We start from the raw sequence: 26,830 nt of genomic DNA, 5'->3' as shown, positions 1-26,830 counted from the left end.
GTGTGCCCTGGAGATGGTGAAGGACCCGTTCCGGGGGCGGGAGAGACGCGCCGCCCCGCGGACGTTCATGGGCCGGGGGAGCGATGGGTCGATGCGGCTCCGGGAGGCGGCGAGCCGATTCCCCTGTCGGCGGCGCAGCGGGCAACGTGGTTCGCGCAGCAACTCGAGCCCCGGGTTCCGATCTCGATCGCCCAGTACGTCGAATTCTCCGGTGCGCTGGACATCGACCTGCTGCGGCAGGAGACGGTGGAGGCGGGCCGCGAATTCGAGTCGCCGTTCCTCAAGGTGTTCGATGTCGACGGGCAGCCGCTCCAATACGTGGACCATCAGACCGACACCTCGATTGCGTACGTCGACTTCCGCGACGAGGACGACCCGGTCGCGGCGGCCCACGCGTGGATGGAGCGGGACTACGTCACACCGTTGGACCTGAGCGCCGATCGCCTGGTGGAGACGTCGATCGTGCAGACCGGCGATACTCATTTCCTGTGGTACAGCAGGATTCACCACGTCGCCCTCGACGGCTACGGCGCCATGACGATGCTGCGCCGCATCGCGCACCGCTATTCCGCGAAAGTTGCAGGAGTCGAGCCGGATCCGAACCGGGCGGTGAGCCTGCGGCAGTTGTACGACATCGATATTCGGTACCGGACGTCCGACCGTTTCGTGACGGACCGGGAGTACTGGGCGCAGCGGGTGGCCGGGCTGGAGGGGACGACGCTGGCGCGGACGGCGGGACAGGTGTCGGCGACGAGCACGGTGGAGAGTGCAGTCCTCTCGGAAGATGTGGTGGCCGTTCTCGATTCCCGCGACAGCCTGTCGGCGGCGACCATCATCGCTGCCGCCGCATGCTATCTCGCGCGGCGCACCGGACGAACCGATGTGCTGGTGACCATCCCGGTGTCGGCGCGGACCACCGCGGTGCTGCGCAATTCCGGCGGCATGCTCGTCAATGTGGCACCGCTCCCCGTCCACGTCCGTGCCGAGGACACCGTCGCGGAACTGATCGAGAAGGTGCAGCGTGAGCTGGTGGGGGCGCTGCGGCATCAGCGGTGCAGTCTCGACGACATCCGCCGCGACGCCGGGGAGAGCGCGGCGACGGCACTGTACGGGCCGATGGTGAACGTCATGTTGTTCCGTCAGGAGGTAGCGCTGGGCTCGCTGCTCGGTGACTTCCACATCGTCACGTCCGGTCCGGTCGAGGACCTGCTGATCAACGTCTATCAGAGCGGTACACCCACCCGGATCTTCGTGGACTTCCGTGCGAACCCGAGCCGCTACGAGGAGCCGGAACTGCGGGATCACCACCGGCAGTTCGTCGAACTGCTCGAGGAACTGGCAACCGCGGATCCGGACTCCCGGCTGGGCAGCGTCCACGAGGCCAGTGCCCGTACGGGCGAACAACTCCTGCGTGAGACGGAGGACGTCGAGTACTGGCGCGGGACGCTGGCCGGGCTGCCGGACCTGCTGCCGTTGCCGACCGACCGGCCGCGACCTGCGACGTTGTCGCAGGCGAGTGACCGGGTCACCGTCGTGTTGCCGGCCGCGGTGCACGGCCGGGTGGCGGTACTGGCCGACGCCGTGGGCACCGGCACCGGCACCGTGTTCCTCACGGCATTGTCGATTCTGCTGGGCCGGGTCACCGGAAGCGGCGACATCGCGGTGGGCACGGCGGTGGATGTGGGCGACTACCACGATGTCGTGGTGATTCGTTCGCAGTACGCGGGCGGGACGTCCTGCCGCGACTTCCTGTCGCACGTCCGGGACATCGTCGCCCAGGCGCGCCTGCACACCCGTGTCCCGTTCGAGCGTCTCGTCGGAGAGCTCGACGTGTCGCGGTCGGACGCCTACGCACCGATCGTCCAGGTGCTGCTGGACACCCGGCCGCCCGGCGCGGGCGGTGCCGCCCGCGCCGGCCTCGACCTGTGCGTGTCCGTGATCGAAACGGTCGGCGAGGCGGGCGCGCCCGAGGGGGTCAGCGTCGAATTCGGCTTCGCCGCAGACCTGTTCGATGCGCACACGATCCGGGTGGCGGCCGAGCGGTTCCGCCGCATCCTGGAGGCGATGACGGCGGGCCCGGACGTTCCGGTGGGCGACGTCGAGATCCTCTCCGACGAGGAGCGTTCCGCACTGACCCCGGTGCGGGGGCGACCGGGCCGGTCCGAGCGTTCCCTGCCGACCCTGTTCGCGGATGCGGCGGCCCTCGATCCGGCGGCGACCGCCCTGTCGCGGCAGGGCGAGGACCTGTCGTACGGGGAGTTGGACCGGTGGTCGACGCGGCTGGCCCGGATACTGATCGACCGGGGGGTGGGGCCCGAATCGTTCGTCGCGCTGGCGTTGCCGCGGTCGTTCCGGTCGGTGGCGTCGGTCTGGGCCGTCGCGAAGACCGGTGCGGCGTTCGTTCCGGTGGACCCGAACTATCCGGCCGACCGGATCGACTACATGCTGGCCGATTCGGGCGTGATGCTGGGTCTGACCGAGGCGTCGGTGCGCGGCAGCATGCACGATTCCGTTCCGTGGGTGGTGCTGGACGATCCGGACCTCCGGGCCGACTGCGATACCCGCTCCGACAGTCCGGTGACCGACTCCGATCGGGTTCGGCCGCTGCGTCTCGACTACGCCGCGTACGTGATCTACACGTCCGGTTCGACGGGGCAGCCGAAGGGCGTCACCGTCACCCACCGGGGGCTGGACACGTTCGCGGCCGACCAGCAGGCCCGGTTCGGTGCCACCAGATCGTCCCGGACACTGCACTTCTCCACACCGAGCTTCGACGCGTCCCTGTTCGAGTACCTGCAGGCGTTCGGCGTGGGCGCGACGATGGTGGTCGTGCCGCCGTCCGCGTACGGCGGCGCCGAACTGGCCGACCTGCTGCGGTCGGAACGGGTCACCCACGGCTTCGTCACCACCGCCGCGCTGGGCACGATTCCACCGGACGGTCTCGACGACTTCCTCGACGTCGTCGTGGGCGGGGAGGCCTGCCCGCCCGAACTGGTAGCCCGGTGGGCACCCGGCCGCCGGCTGTGCAACGCATACGGGCCCACCGAGACCACGATCATGGCGAACATCAGCGCACCGATGACTCCCGGTGACCCGATCACGCTGGGCGGGCCGATTCGCGGCGCGGAGGAAGTGGTGCTCGACGCCCGGCTCCATCCGGTGCCCGTCGGCGTGCCGGGTGAGCTGTACATCGCGGGACCCGGTGTGGCCCGGGGCTATCACCGGCGGCCCGGTCTGACGGCAGCGCGATTCGTCGCCGACCCGTACGGCTGGGGCCGGATGTACCGCACCGGCGACGTGGTGCGCTGGCGGCCCGACCACACGCTCGAATACCTGCGGCGCAGCGACTTCCAGGTGAAGGTGCGCGGATTCCGGATCGAGCTGGGCGAGATCGACGCGATGCTGCAGACCCACACCGATGTGCTGCTCGCCGTCACCATCGGGCGGCCCGGACCGTCGGGAGACACCGTGTTGGTCTCGTACGTCGTCCCCGCGCCGGGCAGGCCGATCGAGACGACGGAACTGCTGCGGCAGGTGCGGAACCGGTTGCCGTCGTACATGGTTCCCTCGGTGGTCGTGGTGCTGGACGAGATCCCGCTGAACCCGGTCGGGAAGCTCGACCGCGCGGCGCTGCCGGAACCGCGGTTCATGTCTTCCGCGGCCGAATTCCGTGCACCCGCCGACCCGGTCGAGGAGACGATCGCCGAGGTGTTCACGGAGGTCCTCGGAGTCGAGCGGATCAGTGTCGACGACAGCTTCTTCGACCTCGGCGGCAATTCCCTGGTGGCGACGCGGGTGATCGCGCGCGTCAACGCGGCGCTCGGATCGGACGTCGGTGTGCGGGCGCTGTTCGAGGCGCCCACCGCCGAACTGCTCGCGGCCTTCGTGCGGCACGCGGGCACGGAACTCGTGGACCGACCGCCTCTGACCGTCGGGGAGCGTCCCGAGCGGATCCCGCTGTCGCTGGCGCAGCAACGGATGTGGTTCATCAACCAGTTCGACACGTCGTCGGTCGCGTACAACATCCCGATGGCGGTGCGCCTGACCGGACCCCTGGACGCGGACACGCTGGCGGCCGCGGTGGGCGACGTCATCGAACGGCACGAATCGTTGCGCACCGTGTATCCGGCGTCGCCGGACGGCCCGCACCAGGTGATCATCGATGCCGCGGACGTCGTTCCCGATCTCACCCCGCAGGTCGACGGCGACGACTCGCTGCACGACCGGATCGCGACCCTCCTGATCGGCGGGTTCGACGTGAGCGCGACGGTCCCGCTGCGGGCAACGTTGTTGCGCACCGGCACCGACGAGCACGTCCTCGTGATCGTGGTGCATCACATCGCAGCCGACGGGGCGTCGCTCGCGCCGCTGGCCCGCGACCTGATGGTGGCCTATTCGGCACGCCGGTCCGGGAGCGTGCCGAGCTGGGATCCACTGCCCGTGCAGTACGCCGACTTCAGCGTGTGGCAGCGGCGGCTCCTCGGCAGCGCCGACGATTCGGACAGCCTCATGTCCCGGCAGCTGCACTATTGGCGGGATGCGCTCGCGGAGCTCCCCGAGGTGAGCGCCCTGCCGCTCGATCGGAACAGACCCGTCACAAGATCTCTCGCGGGCGCGACGGCGCCGTTCTCGATCGACGCGGGCCTGCACCGGCAGCTGCTCCTGCTCGCGCGCGAGCACAACGCGACGCTGTTCATGGTGATGCACGCGGCGCTGGCCGTGCTGCTGTCGCGGGTGTCCGGGTCGGACGACGTCGCCATCGGCACCCCCATCGCGGGCCGTGGCGAGGCGGCGCTGGACGACCTGGTGGGGATGTTCGTCAACACGCTGGTACTGCGGATGCGGGTGGACCCGGCCGAGGCGTTCACCGACGTGCTCGCCCGGGCCCGCGACACGGATCTGGGTGCGTTCGGGCACACGGACGTTCCCTTCGAGAGCGTCGTCGACGAGTTGGCGCCGTCCCGGTCGACGTCCCACTCGCCGCTGTTCCAGGTGCTGCTCGAATTCCAGAACACCGTCCGCGCGCATCTGGAACTGCCGGGCCTGACCGTCGAGGCGGTGGACGTCGATCCGGGGGTCGCCAAGTTCGACCTGCAGCTGTCGCTCGCCGAGTACCACGACGACAAGGGGACGGCCGCGGGCATGGCGGCCGCGTTCCTCTACGCGACGGACGTGTTCGACGGGCCGTCGGTGGAGGGATTCGGCGAACGCTTCGTGCGGGTCCTGCGGGCGGTGGTGGACGATCCGGCGTCGGTGGTGGGCGACATCGTGGTCCTCGGCACGGCCGAGCGGGACCTGGTGCTGTACGGGTGGAACCGCGAGGGGGTCGCCGCGGACGCGCAGACGGTGGTCGACATGTTTGCCCGGGTGGCCGCGGATACCCCGGACGCCACCGCGGTGGTGGGCGGGGCCGAGACGCTGACCTACCGTGAGCTGGACGAGCGGGCGAACCGGTTGGCGCGGTTGCTGATCGCCGAGGGTGTGGGCGCCGAGTCGCTGGTCGCGGTGATGGTCGATCGCACCCCCGCCCTCGTGGTGACGCTGCTGGCGGTCCTCGCGGCCGGCGGCGGATACGTCCCGGTCGACACGAGCTACCCTGCGGAGCGAGTGACGGCGATGTTCGCGGACGCGCAGCCCGTCTGCGCCGTGGTGAGCACCGAATTCGCCGCGCGGGTGCCGGCCGGAATTCCGTGGCTGGTGATCGACGATCCGGACACGGCCGGTGCGGCGGCGCGGCTGTCCGGGCTGCCGGTCACCGACGCGGACCGGTTGCGGCCGCTGTGGCCGGACGCTGTCGCGTACGTGATCTTCACGTCGGGATCGACCGGCAGACCGAAGGGCGTGCAGGTGTCCCATCGCTGCCTCGTCACGCTGCTGGCCAACACCCGGGAGTTGTTCGGATTCGACGCCTCCGACGTGTGGACACTCTTCCATTCGTACGCCTTCGACTTCTCCGTCTGGGAACTGTGGGGAGCGCTCGTCCATGGTGGCCGCCTGGTGCTCGTCGACTACTTCACCGCGCGGTCGCCGGACACGTTCCTGGAACTGCTCCGCCGGGAGCGGGTGACGGTACTGAACCAGACCCCGACGGCGTTCTACCAGCTGACCGAGGCCGACCGGGCGGCCGGCGCCGTCGAGGACCCCGACCGCACACCATTGTCGTTGCGGCACGTCATCTTCGGCGGCGAGGCCCTCGACGTCGGACAGCTGGAGCGGTGGTACGCGCGGCACGACGACCGCGCTCCGTTGCTGGTGAACATGTACGGCATCACCGAGACGACGGTGCACGTCAGCTTCCTGGCTCTGGACCGGGCACAGGCGGCGTCGGCGGCGGGTTCGGTGATCGGCGGCGGGCTCCCGGGTCTGCGGGTCTACGTGCTCGACAGCCGGTTGCATCCGGTGCCGCCCGGGGTGGTGGGCGAGCTGTACGTGTCGGGAGATCAGGTGACCCGCGGTTACCTCGGCCGGTCCGCCCTGACCGCAACCCGTTTCGTCGCCGACCCGTTCGCGCGCGATTGCGCGGGCGCGCGCATGTACCGGTCGGGCGACGTCGTGAAATGGGGTGCGGGCGGCCGGCTCGAATACGTGGGGCGCAGCGACTTCCAGGTGCAGCTCCGCGGATTCCGGGTGGAACTCGGCGAGGTGGAGGCGGCCCTGGCCGCGTGCGCGGGGGTGGCGCAATCGGTGGTCGTGGTGCGCGGCGACGACCGGGACGGCGACCGGCTGGTGGGCTACGTGGTGCCGGAGGCGGGAGCGGACGTCGATCCGGGCACGGTGCTCGACGCGGTCGGGCGGGCGGTACCGTCGTACATGGTGCCGTCCGCGGTGGTGGTGATCGACGCGCTACCGCTGACCGTCAACGGCAAACTCGACCGGAAGGCGCTGCCGGAGGCCGACTTCGGCGCGTCGACGGTGGGATTCGTCGCGCCGCGCAATCCGGTCGAGGAGATCGTCGCCGCCGTGTTCGCCGACCTGCTCGGCGTCGCCCGGGCCGGGGTGAACGACAACTTCTTCGCGCTCGGCGGGAACTCGCTGACCGCGACCCGCCTCGTGGCCCGCATCAACGCCGCGGTCGGCGACCGACTCGGGGTGCGCGACGTGTTCGACGCCCCGACCGTCGCCGGGCTCGCTGCCCGCGCGGAGGTCGGGGCCGCGCGGGCAGCGACCCGGCCCGCCCCGCGGGACCCGGCGCGGGAGGTCCCGCTGTCGCTCGCCCAGCAGCGGATGTGGTTCATCAACCAGTTCGATACGGCCAGTGCGGCATACAACGTCGCGATCGCACTCCGCCTCGCGGGCACGCTCGATCACGCGGCGCTGCAGGCGGCTCTCGCCGACGTCGTCGAGCGGCACGAATCGCTGCGCACCGTGTTCCCCCTCACCGACCGCGGTCCGCGGCAGGTGATCCTGCCGGCGGACGAGGTGGCGCCCGTTCTCACACCGCGTGCCGTCGCGCCTGCGGACCTCGACCGGGAACTCCGTCTCCTCCATTCGGCGGGATTCGACGTGACCGCGGAGGCGCCGGTGCGGGCCCGGCTGTTCGCGGTGGACGAGAGCGAGCACGTGCTGGCCGTCGTCGTCCACCATATCGCGGCGGACGGGTTCTCGATGGTTCCGCTCGCCCGGGACGTCCTGTCGGCGTACACCGCCCGGGTGCACGGCGTCGCGCCCGACTGGGTTCCGCTGCCCGTGCAGTACGCCGACTACACGCTGTGGCAGCGCGACCTCCTCGGGGCGGAGGACGACGACGAGTCGCCGTTCGCGCGGCAACTGCAGTACTGGGCCTCGACGCTGGCCGACCTCCCCGACGTGCTGGAACTGCCGACCGACCGGCCCCGTCCGGCGGCCAGGGCCCTCGGAGCGGGCCGCGTGGAGTTCGAGATCGCGGCGGAGCTGCACCAGGGTGTGGTGCGGGTGGCCCGTCGGCACGGATCGACCGTGTTCATGGCCCTGCACGCCGCGCTGGCCGTGCTGCTGTCGCGGCTGAGCGCGTCGGACGACGTCGCGGTGGGCACACCCGTCGCGGGCCGGGGCGCGGCCGAACTCGACGACCTGGTCGGGATGTTCGTGAACACCCTCGTGCTCCGCACACCGGTCGACGGCGCCTGCACGTTCGCGGACCTTCTCGCACAGGTCCGGGACGCCGACCTCGGGGCGTTCACCCACGCCGACGTCCCGTTCGAAGGGGTCGTCGAGAGCCTGCGGCCGTCGCGGTCCACCGCGTATTCGCCGCTGTTCCAGGTGATGCTGGAATTCCAGAACACCGAGCGCCCCGAACTGGAGTTGCCGGGATTACACGTCGAACCCCTCGATCTCGCGTTCGACACGATCAACTTCGATCTGCAGCTGACCCTGCGGGAGAACGTGGACGCCGCCGGACATCCCGCGGGCATCGGTGCGGCACTCGGCTACGCCACCGACATCTTCGACGAGACCACCGTGTCCGTGTTCGCCGACCGGCTGGTTCGGATCCTCGCCGCCGTCACCGCCGCGCCGGACGCGCCGGTCGGCGACGTCGACGTTCTCGGGTCCGGCGAGCGGGCCGCGCTGACGTCGGCGAGCGGGGGCGGCGGGGTGGCGCCGCGCACGCTGCCGCAGGTGCTGACGGCTGCCGCGGCGGCGCACCCGGACGCCGCGGCGCTGTCCTTCGAGGGCCGCCAGGTGTCGTACCGAGACCTCGACGAGCGGTCGAACCGGCTCGCCCGACTGCTGATCGATCGCGGCGCCGGACCGGAACAGGTGGTGGCGCTGGCGTTGTCGCGGTCGATCGACAGCGTGCTGGCCGTCTGGGCGGTGGCGAAGACTGGGGCCGCGTTCCTTCCGGTCGACCCCGACCATCCCGCCGAGCGCATCGCATACATGCTCACGGACTCCGGTGCCGTCGCGGGCATCACCACGGCCGCGCTCCGGGCCGGCCTGCCGTCGTCGATTCCGTGGCTGGTGTCTGCCGATCCGGGGAGGGAGGCCGAACTGTCGCTGCTGCCGCCCTCCGCGGTGACGGACGCCGACCGCACATCGGCCCTGCACGTCGACCACCCGGCGTACCTGATCTACACGTCGGGATCCACCGGCCTGCCGAAGGGGGTGGTGACCACCCACCGCGGGCTGGCGAATTTCGCTGCGACGGAACAGGACACATTCGGGACGACCGCGGATTCGCGCACCCTGCACTTCGCGTCGCCGAGCTTCGACGCGTCCGTGCTCGAGCTGATGCTCGCGGTCGGTCCGGGCGCGACGATGGTGATCGCGTCCCCGTCCGTGTACGGCGGCGACGAACTGGCGGAGTTGCTGAGGCGGGAGCGGGTCACGCACTGCTTCGTCACGCCGGCGGCGCTCGCGTCGGTCGATCCCGCCGGCCTCGAGGGCGTGGAGTGCGTGGTGACCGGCGGTGAGTCGTGCCCGCCCGAACTGGTGGCCCGCTGGGCGCCGGGCCGGGCGATGTTCGACGCGTACGGGCCGACGGAGGCGACCGTGGTGTCGAGCATCAGCACCGCGCTGGTGCCGGGAGAGCCGGTCACGATCGGGGCGCCGACGCTCGGCTTCACCGAGGCCGTTCTCGACGCGCGGCTGCACCCCGTCCCGGTCGGTGTCGCGGGGGAGTTGTACCTCGCCGGTCCCGCACTCGCACGCGGCTACCACGGGCGGCACCCCCTCACTGCGGAACGCTTCGTGGCCAACCCCTTCGGACGGCCGGGGAGCCGGATGTACCGGACCGGCGACCTGGTGCGCTGGACGCCCGGCGGGCAACTCGACTACCTCGGACGCACCGACTTCCAGGTGAAGATCCGCGGCTTCCGGATCGAACTCGGCGAGGTGGAGTCGGTCCTCCTCGCCCACGACGCCGTGGCGGCGGCCGTCGCGGACGTGCGCCGCGACGGCCACTCGGGTCACCGGCTGATCGGGTACGTGGTGCCCGAACCCGGAGCGACCGTCGATCCCGCCGCACTGCTCCGGTTCGCCGGTGAGCGGCTCGCGTCCTACATGGTGCCCGCCGCCGTGCTCGTCATCGCCGCCCTCCCGGTGACGGTCCACGGCAAGATCGACCGGAAGGCGTTGCCGGAACCGGACTTCGGTGTCGGCGTCACCGACAGCCGCCCGCCGCGCACCGAGGCCGAGGTGCTGCTCGCCGGCCTGTTCCGGGACGTGCTGGGACTCGACGCGGTGGGCGTGGACGATTCGTTCTTCGCGCTCGGCGGCGACAGCATCATGTCGATCCAGCTGGTGGCCCGGGCGAAGGCCGCGGGCCTGCTCCTCTCACCGCGCGACGTGTTCGAGCGCAGGACCGTGGCCGGTCTCGCCGAGGTCGCCCACCAGGAACGCGCGGACGCCGTGGTGCTGGAGGAACTGCCCGGCGGCGGCGTCGGCCCGGTCCCGCTGACACCGGTCGTCGCATGGATGCTGGAGCGCAGCGCGGGTCGCCTGGACCGGTTCTCGCAGGCGGTGCTGGTGACCGCACCGCCGGGGCTGCGCCGGAACGACCTCGTCGCCGCCGTGGACGCGGTGCTGGACCGGCACGACATGCTGCGCGCACGCCTCGCATCCGACGCGGAGGGGCAGTGGCGGATGACGGTGCTGCCCACCGGGTCGGTATCGGCCGACGCGCTGATCCATCGAGTGCCCGTGCCGTCGTTCGACGCGAGCGCCTTCGATCCGGTCGCGCGAGGCGCACTGGACGCGGCGGCGGACCGGCTGGATCCGGCCTCGGCCAGCATGGTGCGGGTGCTCTGGTTCGACGGCCCGGGCGGGCAGGGGCGGCTCCTGCTGGTCGCGCACCATCTGGTCGTCGACGGTGTGTCGTGGCGGATCCTGATCGCGGATCTCGCGGCGGCGCACGCCCGTGCCGTCGCGGGGGCGCCCGCCGCGCTGCCCGCGGTCGGAACGTCGATGCGGCGGTGGGCACACGGACTCACCGACGCGGTGCGGGACCGGCTCGCCGAGGGGGAACGGTGGCAGTCGATCCTGGACGGTGCCGATCCGCTCCTCGGCTCCCGGCCTCTGGACCCGGCCGTCGACGTCGACGCCACCACGGGCCGCCGCACCGTCGACGTGCCGGCGAACGTCACCGCGGCACTGCTCACCACGCTGCCCGCCACCTTCCACGGAGCCGTGGGCGACGGTCTCCTCACCGCGTTGACGCTCGCGTTGATCCGGTGGCGGCGCGACCGCGGAACGCACACGGCCGACGCGCTGATCAACCTCGAGGGCCACGGTCGCGAAGACCACGTCGTTCCCGGCGCCGACCTGTCGCGCACCGTCGGGTGGTTCACCACCCTGTTCCCGGTGCGGCTCGACCTCACGGGCATCGACATCGATGCCGCCTACGCCGGCGACGCCCCGGCCGGGGCCGCGATCAAGGCGGTCAAGGAGCAACTCCTCGCCGTCCCCGACCACGGCATCGGATACGGCATGCTGCGGTACCTGGACGCGGACACGTCGCCGGCGCTGCACCGGTTCCGGCCGCCGCAGATCAGTTTCAACTACCTCGGCCGGGTGGCGACGAGTGCCGGCGACGTGCCCTGGCTGCCCGTCGAGGGAAGCACGGACCTCGGCGGAACCCAGAACCACGACATGCCCACCGCCTGGATCGTGGACGTGAACGCGGCGACCACCGTCCGCGGCGGCGAGCCCGTGCTGACCGCGACGTGGTCGTACCCCACCGGTGTGCTGGCCGCGGAGGACGTGGACGAACTCGCCGCACTGTGGGTCCGGGGCCTCACCGCCCTGGCCGAGCACGCCGGCCGGCCGGGCGCCGGCGGGCTCACACCGTCGGACCTCGACCTGGTGTCCGTCGGGCAATCCGACATCGACCGGCTCGAGCTCACCTACCCGGACCTCGCGGACATCTGGTCGTTGTCACCGCTGCAGGCGGGTCTGCTGTTCCACGCTCAGCTGTCCGAACACCGGCTCGACGCGTATCAGGTGCAACTGGTGCTCGATCTCCGCGGCAGTGTCGACTCCCCGAGACTGCGCCGCGCCGCACAGGGTCTGCTCGACCGGCACGCGAACCTCCGCGTGGCATTCGCCGACTCGGGCGGCGGCCCGGTGCAGGTGGTCCTGAATTCGGTGACCGCTCCGTGGACCGACGTCGATCTCGCACATCTCGACGAGGCCAGGATCTCGGCGGAAATGGCGGCCCTGCTGGCCGCCGACCGGGCGGTCCCGTTCGACATGTCGACGGCCCCGCTGCTCCGGTTCACGTTGCTGCGCACTGCACCCGATCGGTACCGGCTGGTCGTCACCCATCACCACATCCTCCTCGACGGCTGGTCGACACCGCTGGTGATCAAGGATCTGCTGATCCTCTACGCCACCGGCGGCGACCCGGCGGCCCTTCCCCGCGTCACGTCCTACCGCGACTATCTGGAGTGGGTCGGCGCCCAGGACCGCGAACGGTCCACGGCCGCCTGGGTATCCGCCCTCGCCGGCGCGGACGAGCCGACGTTCGTCGCACCCGCGGCGCGCGGCGAGCACGGTTTCGCCGAACCGGAGGACGTGCGCCTCGACGTGGGTGAGGAGAAGACCCGGGAACTCGAGGCGCTCGCCCGGGAGCGCGGGCTGACGATGAACACGCTCGTCCAGGTGGCATGGGGACTCGTGCTCACCACGCTCGGCACCCGCGAGGACGTCACGTTCGGGGCCACCGTGTCCGGGCGTCCACCGGCCGTCGCCGGCATCGAGACCATGGTCGGGCTGTTCATCAACACGGTGCCCGTCCGGCTCCGCCTGCGCCGCGACGAAACACTCGCGGACCTGCTGCAGCGCTTCCAGAGCGAACAGTCCGCGCTCCTCGACCACCACTACCTCGGGCTCACCGACATCCAGCGCGCCGTCGGAGAGGGCGCCGCCTTCGACACGCTCACCGTGTTCGAGTCGTATCCGGTGGACCGGATGGGGCTGACCGAGGACACCGACATCGACGGCATGCGCGTCGCGGGGGTCGAGGGAATCGATTCCACCCACTACCCGTTCACCCTGATGGCGCACGTCGACGCGGGACTGCACCTGCGACTGCGGTACCAGCCGACCGTCTTCGACAGCGAGTTCGCGGGGTCGGTGGCGGCCCGGGTCGCGCGTGCCCTGCAGATCCTGCAGTCGGACATCGACACTCCCGTTGCACACCTCACCCTGCTGTCGGAGGCCGAACTCCGGGAATTCACCGCGGTTCCCGGCGCCCCCGCGGGTTCACCGCGAACGCTGCCCGAGATTCTCACCGCGGCGGCGGGCGACCGACCGGACGCGCCCGCGATCGTCGTCGACGGACGCGAGACGAGCTACCGCGACCTCGACACCCGATCGAACGCGTTGGCGCGCCTGCTCATCGAACGGGGTGCCGGCCCGGAGACGTTCGTCGCGCTCGGACTCCCGAGGTCGGCAGAATCGGTGCTCGCCGTGTGGGCGGTGGCGAAGGCGGGTGCGGCGTTCGTGCCCGTCGACCCGAACTATCCGCCCGACCGCATCGAGCACATGCTGGCCGATTCCGGTGCGGCACTGGGTGTGACGACGTCGGCTCACCGCAACCGGTTGCCCGGTTCGGTGCCGTGGCTCGTGCTCGACGAACCGGCGTTCGACGGCACCTGGTCGGCCGCCACCGCCGCCCGCGTCACCGACGTCGATCGCCGGTCGGTGCTCGACGTCGACCACGCGGCGTACGCGATCTACACGTCCGGGTCCACGGGCAGGCCGAAGGGCGTCGTCGTCACCCATCGTGGGCTGGCAAATCTGCTCACCGAACAGACCGAGCACTACACCGTGTCGCCCGACTCGCGTTGTCTGCACATCTGCTCGCCCAGTTTCGACGTGGCGATACTCGAACTCGTCCAATCGTGTGCTGCCGGTGCGGCCCTCGTGGTCGCACCACCGGACGTCTACGGCGGCGCGGAACTCGCGGAGTTGCTCCGGCGGGAACGGATCACCCACGCCTGCATCACCCCTGCCGTGCTCGCCACCGTGGAGAACGACGGGATCGAGCACCTCGAGGCGCTCGTCGTGGCCGGCGACGCCGTCGGTGACGAACTGGTGGCCACGTGGGGCACGGACCGCGGAATGTTCAACGGCTACGGACCCACCGAGGCCACCATCCTCACCACGTTCAGCAGGCCGATGGCCCCGGGGGAGCCGGTCACGATCGGCGGTCCCGTCCGCGGCATCGTGCTGTCCGTCCTCGACGCGCGGCTGCAACCCGTCCCGGCCGGGGTGCCGGGCGAACTGTACATCTCGGGACCGGCGCTGGCCCGCGGCTACCACCGGCGGCCCGCGCTCACCGCGGAACGGTTCGTTGCCAACCCGTACGCGGGCGGCCGCATGTACCGCACGGGAGACGTCGTGCGGTGGTGCCGGGACCACACGCTCGAATACCTCGGACGCAGCGATTTCCAGGTGAAGATCCGCGGTCAGCGCGTCGAGCTCGGGGAGATCGATGCCGTGCTCACCACCCACCCGCACGTCGACTTCGCCGCGACCCTCGGCCGCCCCGGACCGCTGGGCGACACGGCGCTCGTGTCGTACGTCCTGCCGCACGACGGCGAGGAGGTGGCGGCGCCCGACGTGCTCGCGTTCGCGGGCCGGGTCCTGCCCAAGTACATGGTGCCCGCCGCCGTGGTGGTGCTCGACGAGATCCCCCTGACTCCGGTCGGCAAGCTGGACCGGAAGTCGCTGCCTGCACCGGAATTCGTCTCCTCGATCATCGGCTACCGCGCGCCCACCACACCCGTCGAGGAGGCCGTCGCGCAGGTGTTCGCGGACGTGCTCGGTGTCCCGCGCGTCGGCGCGGACGACAGCTTCTTCGCACTCGGCGGCGACTCGCTGAGCGCCACCCGGGCGGTCGCGCGCATCAACTCCGCCCTCGACGCCGGGATCGGCGTGGCCGCGCTGTTCGACGCACCGGCGGTCGCGGACCTCGCGGTCCGGATCGAATCGGCGTCGCCGGCGTACGGCCGGCCGGTGGCGCTCGCCGTGCGACCGCGCCCCGACCGGATACCGCTGTCGCTGGCGCAGCAACGCATGTGGTTCGTGAACCAGTTCGACCCGTCCTCGCCCGCGTACAACATTCCGGTCGCGCTGCGACTGACCGGCGACCTCGACCGCGCCGCCCTGCACGCGGCGGTCGGTGATGTGGTGGAGCGGCACGAATCGCTGCGCACCGTGTTCCCCGGCGCGGTCGACGGACCGCACCAGGTGATCGTCGACGCCGGACGGGCGACCCCGAGTCTCGAGCCGATAGCCGTGTCCGGTGGCCGCGATCTCCGGGACGCCCTCGCCGGCCTCGTCGACAGAGGCTTCGACGTGAGCGACGAGATCCCCTTCCGCGCAGCCCTGTTCGTGCTGGACGCCACGGAACACGTCCTGGCCATCGTGGTGCACCACATCGCCGCCGACGGGTTCTCCATGATTCCGCTCGCCCGCGACGTCATGCTGGCGTACACCGTCCGGACCGTGGGGGAGACCCCCGGCTGGACGCCGCTGCCGGTGCAGTACGCCGACTACAGCGTGTGGCAGCGGGACGTCCTCGGCGGGGTGGACGAACCCGACTCGGTGATGTCGCGGCAACTCGCCTACTGGACCGGCGCGCTGGCCGGGGTGCCCGAGGTACTGCAGATCCCGCTGGACCGGCCGCGGCCCGCCCAGCGCTCGCACCGGGGTGCCGTCGTCGGATTCGACGTGCCCGCGCGGTTGCACCGGTCGTTGAGTGCGCTTGCCGCCCAGCACAATGCGAGCCTGTTCATGGCCGTCCACGCGGCGTTCGCGGTGCTGCTGTCCCGGCTGTCGGGCACCGGCGACGTCACGATGGGCACGCCGGTCGCCGGTCGCGGTCAGGCGGCGCTCGACGACGTGGTGGGCATGTTCGTCAACACGCTCGTCCTGCGAACGGACATCGACCCGCGGGCGTCGTTCGGTGAGGTGCTCGCCGCGGTCCGGGCGGCCGACCTCGGCGCGTTCGAGCACGCGGACATCCCGTTCGAGCGGCTGGTCGACGATCTCGCCCCCGAACGGTCCACGTCGCACGCCCCGCTGTTCCAGGTGCTCGTCGAGTTCCGGAACGCGGAGGGCACGCACCTCGAGCTACCGGGACTCACCGTCGATTCGGTCGACGTGGATCTCGGCGTCGCGAAGTTCGATCTGGAACTGAGTCTCGCCGAACACGTCGACGAGGACGGTGCGCCCGCCGGACTCGCCGCCGGACTGCGGTTCGCGACGGATGTGCTCGATCGGGATACCGTGAACCGGTTCGCGGAACGATTCCTGCGCGTGCTCGAATCGATCGCTGCGACACCGGCTCTGCCGGTGGGCGATATCGAACTGCTGGACCCGCGGGAGCGGGCCCTCGTGCTGCCACCGCGTGTCGGGTTCGCCGCCGACGCGACCCTTCCGGAACTGTTCGAGCGGGCTGCCGGCCGGTCCCGCGGTGCGACGGCCGTCGTGTGCGAGGGCGTCTCGCTCACCTACGCCGAGTTGGACTCCCGGTCTAATCGACTGGCACGGTTGCTGATCGGCCGCGGTGCGGGCCCCGAGACGCTGGTGGCCGTCGCCGCCGCGCGGTCGGTGGACCTGGTCGTGGCTCTTCTCGCGGTGGTGAAGTCGGGGGCCGGATACGTGCCCGTCGACGTCACGTATCCCGCGGAGCGGCTGGCGTACGTGTTCGCCGACGCCCGGCCCGTGTGCGTGCTGACCACGGCGGAGGAGTCCGGGGCGGTCCGGGCGAGCGGGGTCCCGATCCTCGTCGTCGACAGCGCGGACACGACGGCCGAACTGGACCGAACGTCGGCGCTGCCGGTGACCGACCGGGACCGGTCGGGACCGCTGCACCCGGACGCGGTGGCGTACGTCATCTACACCTCCGGGTCGACGGGACAGCCGAAAGGCGTTCAGGTGGCGCACCGCAACGTCGCCACCCTGTTCGCGAACACGTGGCCGCTGTTCCGGTTCGACGCCTCCGACGTGTGGACCATGTTCCACTCGGCGGCGTTCGACTTCTCCGTCTGGGAGTTGTGGGGTGCGCTGCTCCACGGCGGCAGGCTGGTGGTGGTCGACTACTTCACGACCCGCTCACCCGACATGTTCCTGCGGCTGCTGCGGGACGAGAACGTCACCGTCCTGAATCAGACCCCGACCGCGTTCTACCAGCTGGCCGAGGCGGACCGGGCGGCCGGCGGCATCGACCTCGACCTCCGTGTCGTGGTGTTCGGCGGCGAGGCCCTCGATCTGGGCCAGCTCACCCGCTGGTACACGCGCCGCGCCGACACCGCCCCGGTGCTGGTCAACATGTACGGCATCACGGAAACCACCGTGCACGTCAGTCACCTGCCGCTGGACGCGGAACTCGCGGCCCGCGCGTCCGCGTCCGTGATCGGCCGGGGACTGCCCGGCCTGCGCGTGTACGTGCTCGACGCCCGCCTGCACCCGGTGCCGCCGGGCGTGGTCGGCGAACTCTACGTGTCGGGCGCGCAGGTGTCCCGCGGCTATCTGGGCCGGTTCGCGCTCACCTCAACCCGGTTCGTGGCCGACCCGCGCACCCCCGGCTCCCGGATGTACCGGTCCGGCGACCTGGGCCGGTGGAACGCGGACGGACAGCTGGAATATCTGGGCCGCAATGACTTCCAGGTGCAGATCAAGGGCTTCCGCATCGAGCTCGGTGAGGTGGAGTCGGCGCTTCTCGCCTGCGACGGCGTGGCGCAGTCCGTCGTGTCGGCTCGGCGGGAACGTCTGGTGGGGTACGTGGTGCCCGAGGCGGGCAGGGGGCTCGACCCCGCCGGAATCGTCGATCAGGTGGCCGGGCGGCTGGCGGCGCACATGGTGCCCGCGGCCGTGGTCGTCCTCGACGCTCTGCCGCTCACCGTGAACGGCAAACTCGACCGCCGCGCGCTGCCCGAACCGGACTTCGGTCAGCGGGTGTCGCTGGGCCGGGCCCCCGCGACCGAGACGGAGCGGATCCTCGCCGGCCTGTTCGCCGAGGTGCTCGGTCTGGACTCGGTGGGTGTCGACGATTCGTTCTTCGCGGTGGGCGGCGATTCCATCATGTCCATCCAACTGGTCACGCGGGCGAAGGCGTCCGGGGTGGTGATCACCCCGCGGGAGGTGTTCGAGCGCAAGACGGTCGCCGCGCTCGCGGAGGTCGCGACCACGGGGGAGGAGGCCGTGACGCTCGCGGAGCTCCCCGGCGGCGGCGTCGGCGAGTTCCCCCTGTCCCCGATCGTGCACTGGATGCTGGGCCGGGACGGCGACTTCCGCCGGTACTCGCAGGCCGCGCTGTTCCGGACGCCCGCCGAACTCGACGAGGACACGCTGACGGCGGCGATGCAGGCCGTGCTGGACCGGCACGACGTCCTGCGCGCCCGGCTGTACCCCAGCGACCGGGCCGAGCACGGCTGGGCCATGACGACGGCCCCGCCCGGCTGGGTCCGGGCGACGTCGGTGGTGCGCACGGTGCCCCTCGGCGCGGCGGACTCCTTCACCGACGCCGCGGCCCGCGAACTGGACGCCGCCGCCGGCCGGCTCGACCCGGAGTCGGGGGTGATGGTGCAGGCGGTGTGGTTCCCGGGCGGCGCGACCCCGGCCGCCCGCGGACGGCTGCTGATCGTCGCCCATCACGTGGTGGTCGACGGGGTGTCGTGGCGCATCCTCGTTCCCGATCTCGCCCTCGCCTGCGCCCGGGTGCTGTCGGGCGACGCGCCCGCCCTGCCGCCCACGGGAACGTCGATGCGACGGTGGGCGCACGCCCTCACCGATGTGGCGCAGGAATCCTCCCGCACAGCCGAACTCGACCTCTGGCGGCGGATGCTCGACACCCCCGACCCGCCCCTCGGGTCGCGGCCGCTCACCGCAGCCGACACGGAGACCTCCGCCGTCGAGGTCCAGCTTCCCGTCGCCGTGACCGAGGCGCTGCTGACGACGCTCCCGCAGGCGTTCCACGGTGCCGTCGGCGACGGGTTGCTCACGGCGCTGGCGCTGGCCCTCGTCCGCTGGCGCCGGGACCGCGGGATCTCCTCGTCCGGCGCTCTCGTGAACCTCGAGGGACACGGCCGCGAGGAACAGGTGGTTCCCGGCGCCGACCTGGCCCGCACGGTCGGTTGGTTCACCACGATCTTCCCGGTGGCACTCGACCTGGTCGGCGTGGACCTCGACGACGCGTTCGCGGCCGGCCCCGCCGCGGGCGCCGCGATGAAGGCGGTGAAGGAGCGGTTGCGGTCGATCCCGGACCACGGCATCGGGTTCGGGCTCCTCCGGTACCTCGGTGAGGCCACGGCCGCGGAACTGTCCGCCGCCGCGAGCCCGCAGGTGAGCTTCAACTACCTCGGCAGGCTCGGTGCGGGTACCGCCCCGGACGGTGACTGGGCGCCGCTGTCCGACGAGGGACTCGCCGCCGCCGCGCAGTCGGGGCTGCCCGCGGCAGCCGTCGTCGACGTGAACGCCCGAACCACCGACACCACCGCCGGGCCGGTCCTCACCGCGACGTGGTCGTTCCCCGTCGGAGTGATCGCGGCGGAGGACGTCGACGACCTCGCGCGCCTGTGGGTACGGGCACTGGAGGCCCTCACCGCGCATGCCCGCTCCGGTGGCGGCGGCTTCACCCCGTCCGACCTGAACCTGGTGCGACTCGGTCAGGACGCGATCGACGACCTCGCGCAGCGCTACCCCGACACGACCGACGTCTGGCCGCTGTCGCCGCTGCAGGCCGGCATGCTGTTCCACGCCGAACTGGCCGACGAATCGGTGGACGCCTACCTCGTCCAGCTGATTCTCGACCTCGGCGGCCACGTCGACGCGGCCCGGCTGCACCGGGCCGCAGGCGCCCTCCTCGACCGTCATCCCAACCTGCGCAGCGCGTTCTGCCACGACTCCGACGGCGGGGCCGTACAGGTGGTCGCGGGTCGAATTACGTTACTCTGGAAGGAAATCGACCTCAGCGGATCGGACGGCGACGCGGCCGAAGCGGAGATCGAGCGACTGCTGGCCGCCGACCGGACCACCCCGTTCGACATGACCACCGCGCCGCTGATCCGCTTCCTCCTGATCCGGACCGCCGGGGGTCGCTGCCGGCTCGTGTCGACGAACCACCACATCCTTCTCGACGGCTGGTCGATGCCGCTGCTGATCCGTGAACTGCTCACGCTGTACGCCACGGACGGCGACCCGGCGCCGCTGCCGCGCGTGCGGGACTACCGCGACTACCTGACGTGGCTGAGCGGACGCGACACCGACGGGTCGGCGCGCGCATGGGCGGACGCGCTCGCCGGAGTCGAGGAACCGACACTGCTGGTCCCCGGCGACCGGGCGCGGCAACTGTCCACCGTCTCGCAGGAATGGGTGTTCGACCTCGACGAGGACCGGACCGGTCTGCTGCGCGAATTCGCCCGCACACGGGGCCTCACGCTCAACAGCATTCTGCAGACGGCGTGGGGCGTCGTGCTCGGAATGCTCACCGGGCGCGACGACGTCGTGTTCGGCGCCACCGTGTCCGGGCGCCCGCCGGAACTGTCCGGGATCGAGACGATGGTCGGACTGTTCATCAACACCGTGCCGGTGCGGATCACGCTGCGCCCCGGCGAGACGGTGGGTGCGCTGCTCGAGCGGGTGCAGGCGGAACAGGCCGCCATGCTCGACCACCACTACACCGGTCTCGCGCAGATCCGGAACGCCGCGGGGCCCGGCGTCGGGTTCGACACCCTCACGGTGTTCGAGTCGTATCCGGTGGACCGTGCCGGAATGTCGGAAGACACCGACATCGCGGGACTCCGCGTGACCGGGGTGGAGGCCCGCGACGCCGCCCACTACCCGCTGAGCCTGGTGGCGTCGGCGGATGCGCGCCTGCACCTGAAATTCGAATACGTGCCCGACCTGTTCGGCCCCGCGGACATCGAGAGCATCGCCGCGCGGGTGGTGCGGATGCTCGACGCCTGCACGCACCCCGACACTCCGCTGGCCCGGCTGTCGCTGCTCACCGAGCGGGAGCGCGCGGAGTTGGTTCCGGTCCGCGGCGGCGCGGGCGGCTCCACCCGCACGCTCGCCCGGATCTTCACCGACGCCGCCGCGGTCGACCCTGATGCGGTCGCCCTGTCGTCCGGCGACGTGGAGGTGTCGTACCGGGAGCTGGACGAGCGGTCGACCCGGCTCGCACGGGTGTTGATCGCGCGGGGAGCCGCACCGGAAACCGGGGTGGCCGTGGGTGTCCCACGGTCGGTCGACTCGGTGCTGTGCACGTGGGCGGTGGCCAAGACCGGGGCCGCGTTCGTGCCCGTCGACCCGAACTATCCCGGCGAACGCATCGACCACATGCTCACCGATTCAGGGTGCGCGCTCGGCCTCACGACTTCCGGCCACCGGGGCCGCCTGCCCGAGAGCACGGTGTGGCTGGTGCTCGACGACCCCGCGTTCGCCGCCGAATGCGACACCGCCTCCGCCGCACCGGTCGACGACGGCGACCGCGCGGGACCGGTCACTCTCGACACCGCCGCCTATCTCGTGTACACCTCGGGCTCCACCGGAACGCCGAAGGGCGTGACCGTCACGCACCACGGCCTCGACAACTTCGCGCGCGACCAACTCGCCCGATTCGGGGCGGGCCCGGAATCCCGCACGCTGCATTTCTCGACACCGAGCTTCGACGGATCCCTGTTCGAATACCTGCAGGCGTTCGGCGCCGCGGCGACGATGGTGATCGCGCCGCCCACCCTGTTCGGCGGCGACGAACTCGCCGAACTGATCCGCGACCGCCGGATCACGCACGCATTCGTCACCACGGCCGCCCTGGCCTCACTCGACCCCGCGGGACTGGAGCGGTTCGCCGACGTCACCGTCGGCGGCGAGGCCTGCCCGCCCGAACTCGTGTCCCGGTGGGCGCCGGGGCGCCGGCTGTACAACGGATACGGGCCGACCGAGACCACGATCATGTCCAACATCAGCGACCCCATGACCCCGGGAGATCCGATCACGATCGGCGGACCGATCCGGGGTGTCACGGAACTGGTCCTCGACTCCCGGTTGCAACCGGTCCCGGTGGGAGTTCCCGGCGAGTTGTATCTCGCCGGTGCGGGACTGGCGCGCGGCTACCACCGCCGCCCCGGGCTCACCGCCGGACGGTTCGTGGCGAACCCGGCCCGGCCGGGTGACCGGATGTACCGCACCGGCGATGTCGTGCGCTGGACCCCCGGCCACACCATCGAATACCTGGGACGCAGCGACTTCCAGGTGAAGGTCCGCGGATTCCGCATCGAACTCGGCGAGATCGACGCGGCCCTCGCCGCGGACCCCGGCGTGCGATTCGCGGCCACGGTCGTCTACCGCGGCCCCGCCGGAGACACACTCCTCGCCTCCTACGTCGTCCCCGCGCCGGGGCGCACCCTCGACACCGGGGCGATCACCCGTCGTCTCGGCGGCACACTGCCGGCCCATATGGTGCCGTCGTCGATCACCGTGCTTCCGGAGATTCCGCTCACCGCGGTCGGGAAGTTCGACCGGAAGGCCCTGCCCGCACCCGAATTCGATGTCGGCGCAGGGGAATACCGCGCACCCGCCGACCCGGTGGAGGAGACGGTGGCCGAGGTCTTCGCGGAGGTCCTCGGCCTCGACCGGGTGAGTGCCGATGCGAGCTTCTTCGACCTCGGCGGCAATTCGCTGAGCGCCACCCGCGCGGTGGCCCGCCTGCGCGCCGCACTCGGCACCGACGTGGGCGTGCGGGCGCTGTTCGAATCACCCACGGTCGCGGCGTTCGCGGCGCGCCTCGAACACGCGGGAGCGGGCCCGTCCGGTCGTCCCGCCCTGACCGCAGGGGAACGGCCCGACCGCATCCCACTGTCCTACGCCCAGCAACGGATGTGGTTCATCAACCAGTTCGACACGAGTTCACCCGCCTACAACATCCCCATGATCGTCCGGCTCACCGGCGACCTCGACGTGGACGCGCTGATGGACGCCCTCGGGGACGTCGTGGCCCGGCACGAGACGCTGCGCACCCGGTTCCCCCTCCGCGACGGCGAACCCGTCCAGGATGTCCTCCCGTCCGCGCCGGCGGCGCTCACGCTCGTCCCCGTCGCCGACGAAAAACGGCTCCGCGGCGAGCTGACGCGCCTCGTGTCCACCGGCTTCGACGTCACCGCGGCGCCCCCGCTGCGCGTCACCCTGTACTCCCTCGACCTGCGGACGTACGTGCTGGCCGTGGTGGTGCACCACATCTCGGCGGACGGGTTCTCGATGGCGCCGCTGGTGCGGGACGTGATGATCGCGTACGAATCCCGCGTCCACGGGCGCGCCCCCGCATGGGCACCCCTGGCGGTGCACTACGCCGACTTCACGCTGTGGCAGCGCCGGCTGCTGGGGTCGGAGGACGACCCCGGGTCGCTGCTCTCGCGTCAACTGGCCTACTGGGAGTCGGCGCTGGCCGGGCTGCCGGAACTCCTCGCACTGCCCACCGACCATCGGCGTCCCGCGCAGCAATCGTTCCACGGCAACCGGGTGCGCTTCGCGATCGACGCCCGCCTGCACGAGCGGATCCGGTCCGCGGCACGCGAGCACGGGTCCACCGACTTCATGGTTGTGCACGCGGCGCTCGCCGTCCTGCTCGGCCGGCTGGGGAGCACGGACGACGTCGCGATCGGCACCCCGATCGCCGGCCGCGGCGAGGCGGCGCTCGACGACCTCGTCGGCATGTTCGTCGGCACCCTCGCGCTGCGTACCCCGATCGACGCGGGCCGGTCGTTCCGTGACCTGCTCGGGCGGGTCCGCGACACCGATCTCGGCGCGTTCGCGCACGCCGATCTTCCGTTCGAACGCGTGGTGGACGCCGTCGGACCGGTGCGGTCGACCGCGCACTCACCCCTCTTCCAGGTGTCCCTCGAATTCCAGAACACCGACAACCCCGCCCTGCGACTGCCCGGGCTCAGCGTCGAGGGACTCGACCCGGCCCTCGACGTCGTGAAGGTGGACCTCGAGGTGATCCTCGACGAAAGGTTCGCCGCGGACGGCGCGCCCGCGGGCATGGCGGGCGCGATCGACTATGCGACCGACCTGTTCGAGGCCGGCACGGTCCAGGGCTTCGCGGACCGGTTCGTCCGGATCCTCGTGGCGGTCACCGGCGACCCGGACGTCGCGGTCGGTGACGTCGAGATCCTCGGCGCCGACGAAGTGGCAGCTCTTACTCCGGCTCGCGGAGCGACCGATACGCCCGCGGTGCTGCTGCCGGCACTGTTGTCGGCGGCGGCATCGCGCCCGGACGCCGAGGCGGTGTCGTACGCGGGCCGCTCGGTGACGTACCGGGAATTGGACGAGACCTCGAACCGGCTGGCGCGCAGGCTGATCGACACGGGTGCCGGACCCGGGACGTTCGTGGCGCTCGCCCTGCCGCGGTCGGTCGAATCGGTGCTGTCCGTCTGGGCTGTCGCGAAGACCGGTGCGGCGTTCCTGCCCGTCGACCCCGCCTACCCGTCGGCGCGGATCGAGCACATGCTCACCGATTCCGGTGCGGTGTCCGGTGTGACCGTGCGCGCGCACCGCGACCGGCTGCCCGCCGCCGCGGACTGGATCGTCCTCGACGACGACATCCGGTCCGACGCCGACGACGAGGAGCGGATCCGGGCGCACTCCGCGGCCCCCGTCACCGACGCCGACCGGACCGCGCCGCTGCACGAGGCGCAGCCCGCGTATCTCGTCTACACGTCCGGATCCACGGGCACACCCAAGGGCGTGGCCGTCACCCACCGCGGCCTGGCGAACCTCGCGGCCGAGGAACGCGACCGCCTCCACGTCGCACCCGGATCCCGGGTGCTGCACTTCGCGTCGCCGAGCTTCGACGCGTCCGTGTTCGAACTCGTCATGGCGTTCTGCGCGGGTGCGACCCTGGTGATCGCGCCGCCCACGATCTACGGCGGCACCGAACTGGCGACGCTGCTGAGCGACGAGCGGGTGTCCCACGGGTTCGTCACCCCGACGGCGCTGGCGTCGATGGACCCCCTCGGGTTCGAGTCGCTGCGCACACTGGTCGTGGCCGGCGAACCGTGCCCGCCCGAACTCGTCGCCCGGTGGGCGCCCGGCCGCCACATGTTCAACGCCTACGGGCCGACGGAGACCACGATCATGTCGAACATCAGCGAGGCGCTGGTGCCGGGCGAACCGGTCACGCTCGGCGCACCCACCCGCGGGGTCTCCGAGGTCGTGCTGGATTCCCGTCTGCGCCCGGTCCCGGTCGGCGTGGTCGGCGAGCTGTACGTGTCGGGACGCGCCCTGGCGTCCGGGTACCACCGTCGGTCCGGGCTGACGGCGTCGCGGTTCGTGGCCGCGCCGTGGGGCGCCCCGGGCGAACGGATGTACCGCACGGGCGACGTGGTCCGGTGGCGCCGCGACGGCACCCTCGAATACGTCGGTCGCAGCGACTTCCAGGTGAAGATCCGCGGGTTCCGGATCGAACCCGGCGAGATCGACGCCGCACTCACCGACCACCCGGACGTCGGGTTCGCCGTCACGATCGCCCGGGCCGGCCCGGCGGGGGAACCGTTGCTCGTGTCCTATGTCCGCCCGGTCGGCGGCGCGGACGTCGACGCCGCGGAACTCACCCGGCTCGCCGGTGAACGGTTGCCCGGCCACTTGGTTCCGGCCGCGATCGTCGTGCTCGAGCAGATTCCGCTGACCCCGGTCGGCAAACTCGATCGCGCCGCGCTGCCCGCACCCGCGTTCCTGTCCGGCGTGGGCTACCGGCCGCCCGCGAACGCAGTGGAGGAAGCGATCGTCGAGGTGTACGTCGACGTGCTCGGTCTCGATCGGGTGGGCGCCGACGACAACTTCTTCGAGAGGGGAGGGAACTCCCTGCTCGCCACCACGGTGGTGTCCGCCCTCCAGGAGCGACTCGACCGGAAGATTCCCCTGCAGTGGATGTTCCTCGATCCCACGCCGGCCGGGCTCGCAGGCAGGATCGCACTCCCGTCCGCCGAGGGCGGCGTCCGGGAGGCGCTGGCGGTGGTGATCCCGCTGCGCACCGAGGGAACCGGGCGACCGCTGTTCTGCGTGCATCCGGGAATCGGGCTGTCCTGGGGGTATGCGGGCCTGGTCCGGTACCTGCCTCCCGACCGCCGCGCGTACGGTCTGCAACTGCCCACGATCAGCGGCGACGGCGAGTACCGGTCGATCGAGCAACTGGCCCACCGGTACGTCGAGGAGATGAAGGCGATCCAGCCCGACGGTCCGTACGACCTGCTCGGCTGGTCGCTCGGCGGGGTGATCGCCCACGCGATGGCCGTCGAACTGCAACGCGGCGGCGACACGGTGGCGACGCTCGCGCTCATGGACAGCTACCCCGACGACGGCGAGGACCAGCTCTTCGGGAAGCTCGACTTGCACGACCTGCTGCGCGGCCTCGGCCTGGTCATCGAGACGGACGGCGCGCTCACCTACGAGGAGGCGGCGCGGCTTCTCGACGAATCGTGGGGCAGCGACTCCGGTCTCCGCGGCGACGACCTCGAGCGCATCAACGCCGGATACGAGAACTCGCGAGACCTGGTCCACCGGTTCGTGCCCCAGGTCTTCGACGGCGACCTGCTCATCTTCCCCGCCGTCGGCGCGGACGACACCGGTACCCGGTCGCGGTCGGTGCAGGAGTGGCGGCCGCTCGTGGGTGGCCGCATCGACGAGCACGCGGTGGACTGCGGGCACAACGACATGATCGAGCCGGAGTCCCTCGCCGTCATCGGTCCGGTGCTGTCGCGGTACCTCGACAAGCCGATGTGAACCGGGCGTCGCGGCGGGCGAAATATCGGAAACGGGGCCGCCCGCTGTGCGACGATGAATTCTGTGTGCCCTGGTGACGGGAAACGGATGAGCAGGGGGACGGGGAGAGATTTCCGCCTCTCGCATT

General features: G+C 71.5%; 1 protein-coding gene. It reads left to right on the top strand.

Features of this window, described 5'->3' with window-relative positions:
- The gene (locus tag ACFTWF_RS27705) at nucleotides 1–26,703 is read left to right on the top strand and encodes a non-ribosomal peptide synthase/polyketide synthase (protein WP_378464341.1); all 26,703 of its coding nucleotides are present in this window, start codon (nucleotides 1–3) and stop codon (nucleotides 26,701–26,703) included.
- The last annotated feature ends 127 nt before the right edge of the window (nucleotides 26,704–26,830 follow it).

The sequence above is a fragment of the Rhodococcus sp. NPDC056960 genome (assembly GCF_042674125.1).
GTDB lineage: Bacteria > Actinomycetota > Actinomycetes > Mycobacteriales > Mycobacteriaceae > Rhodococcus_F.
This window is presented reverse-complemented; position numbering and strand designations above follow the sequence as displayed.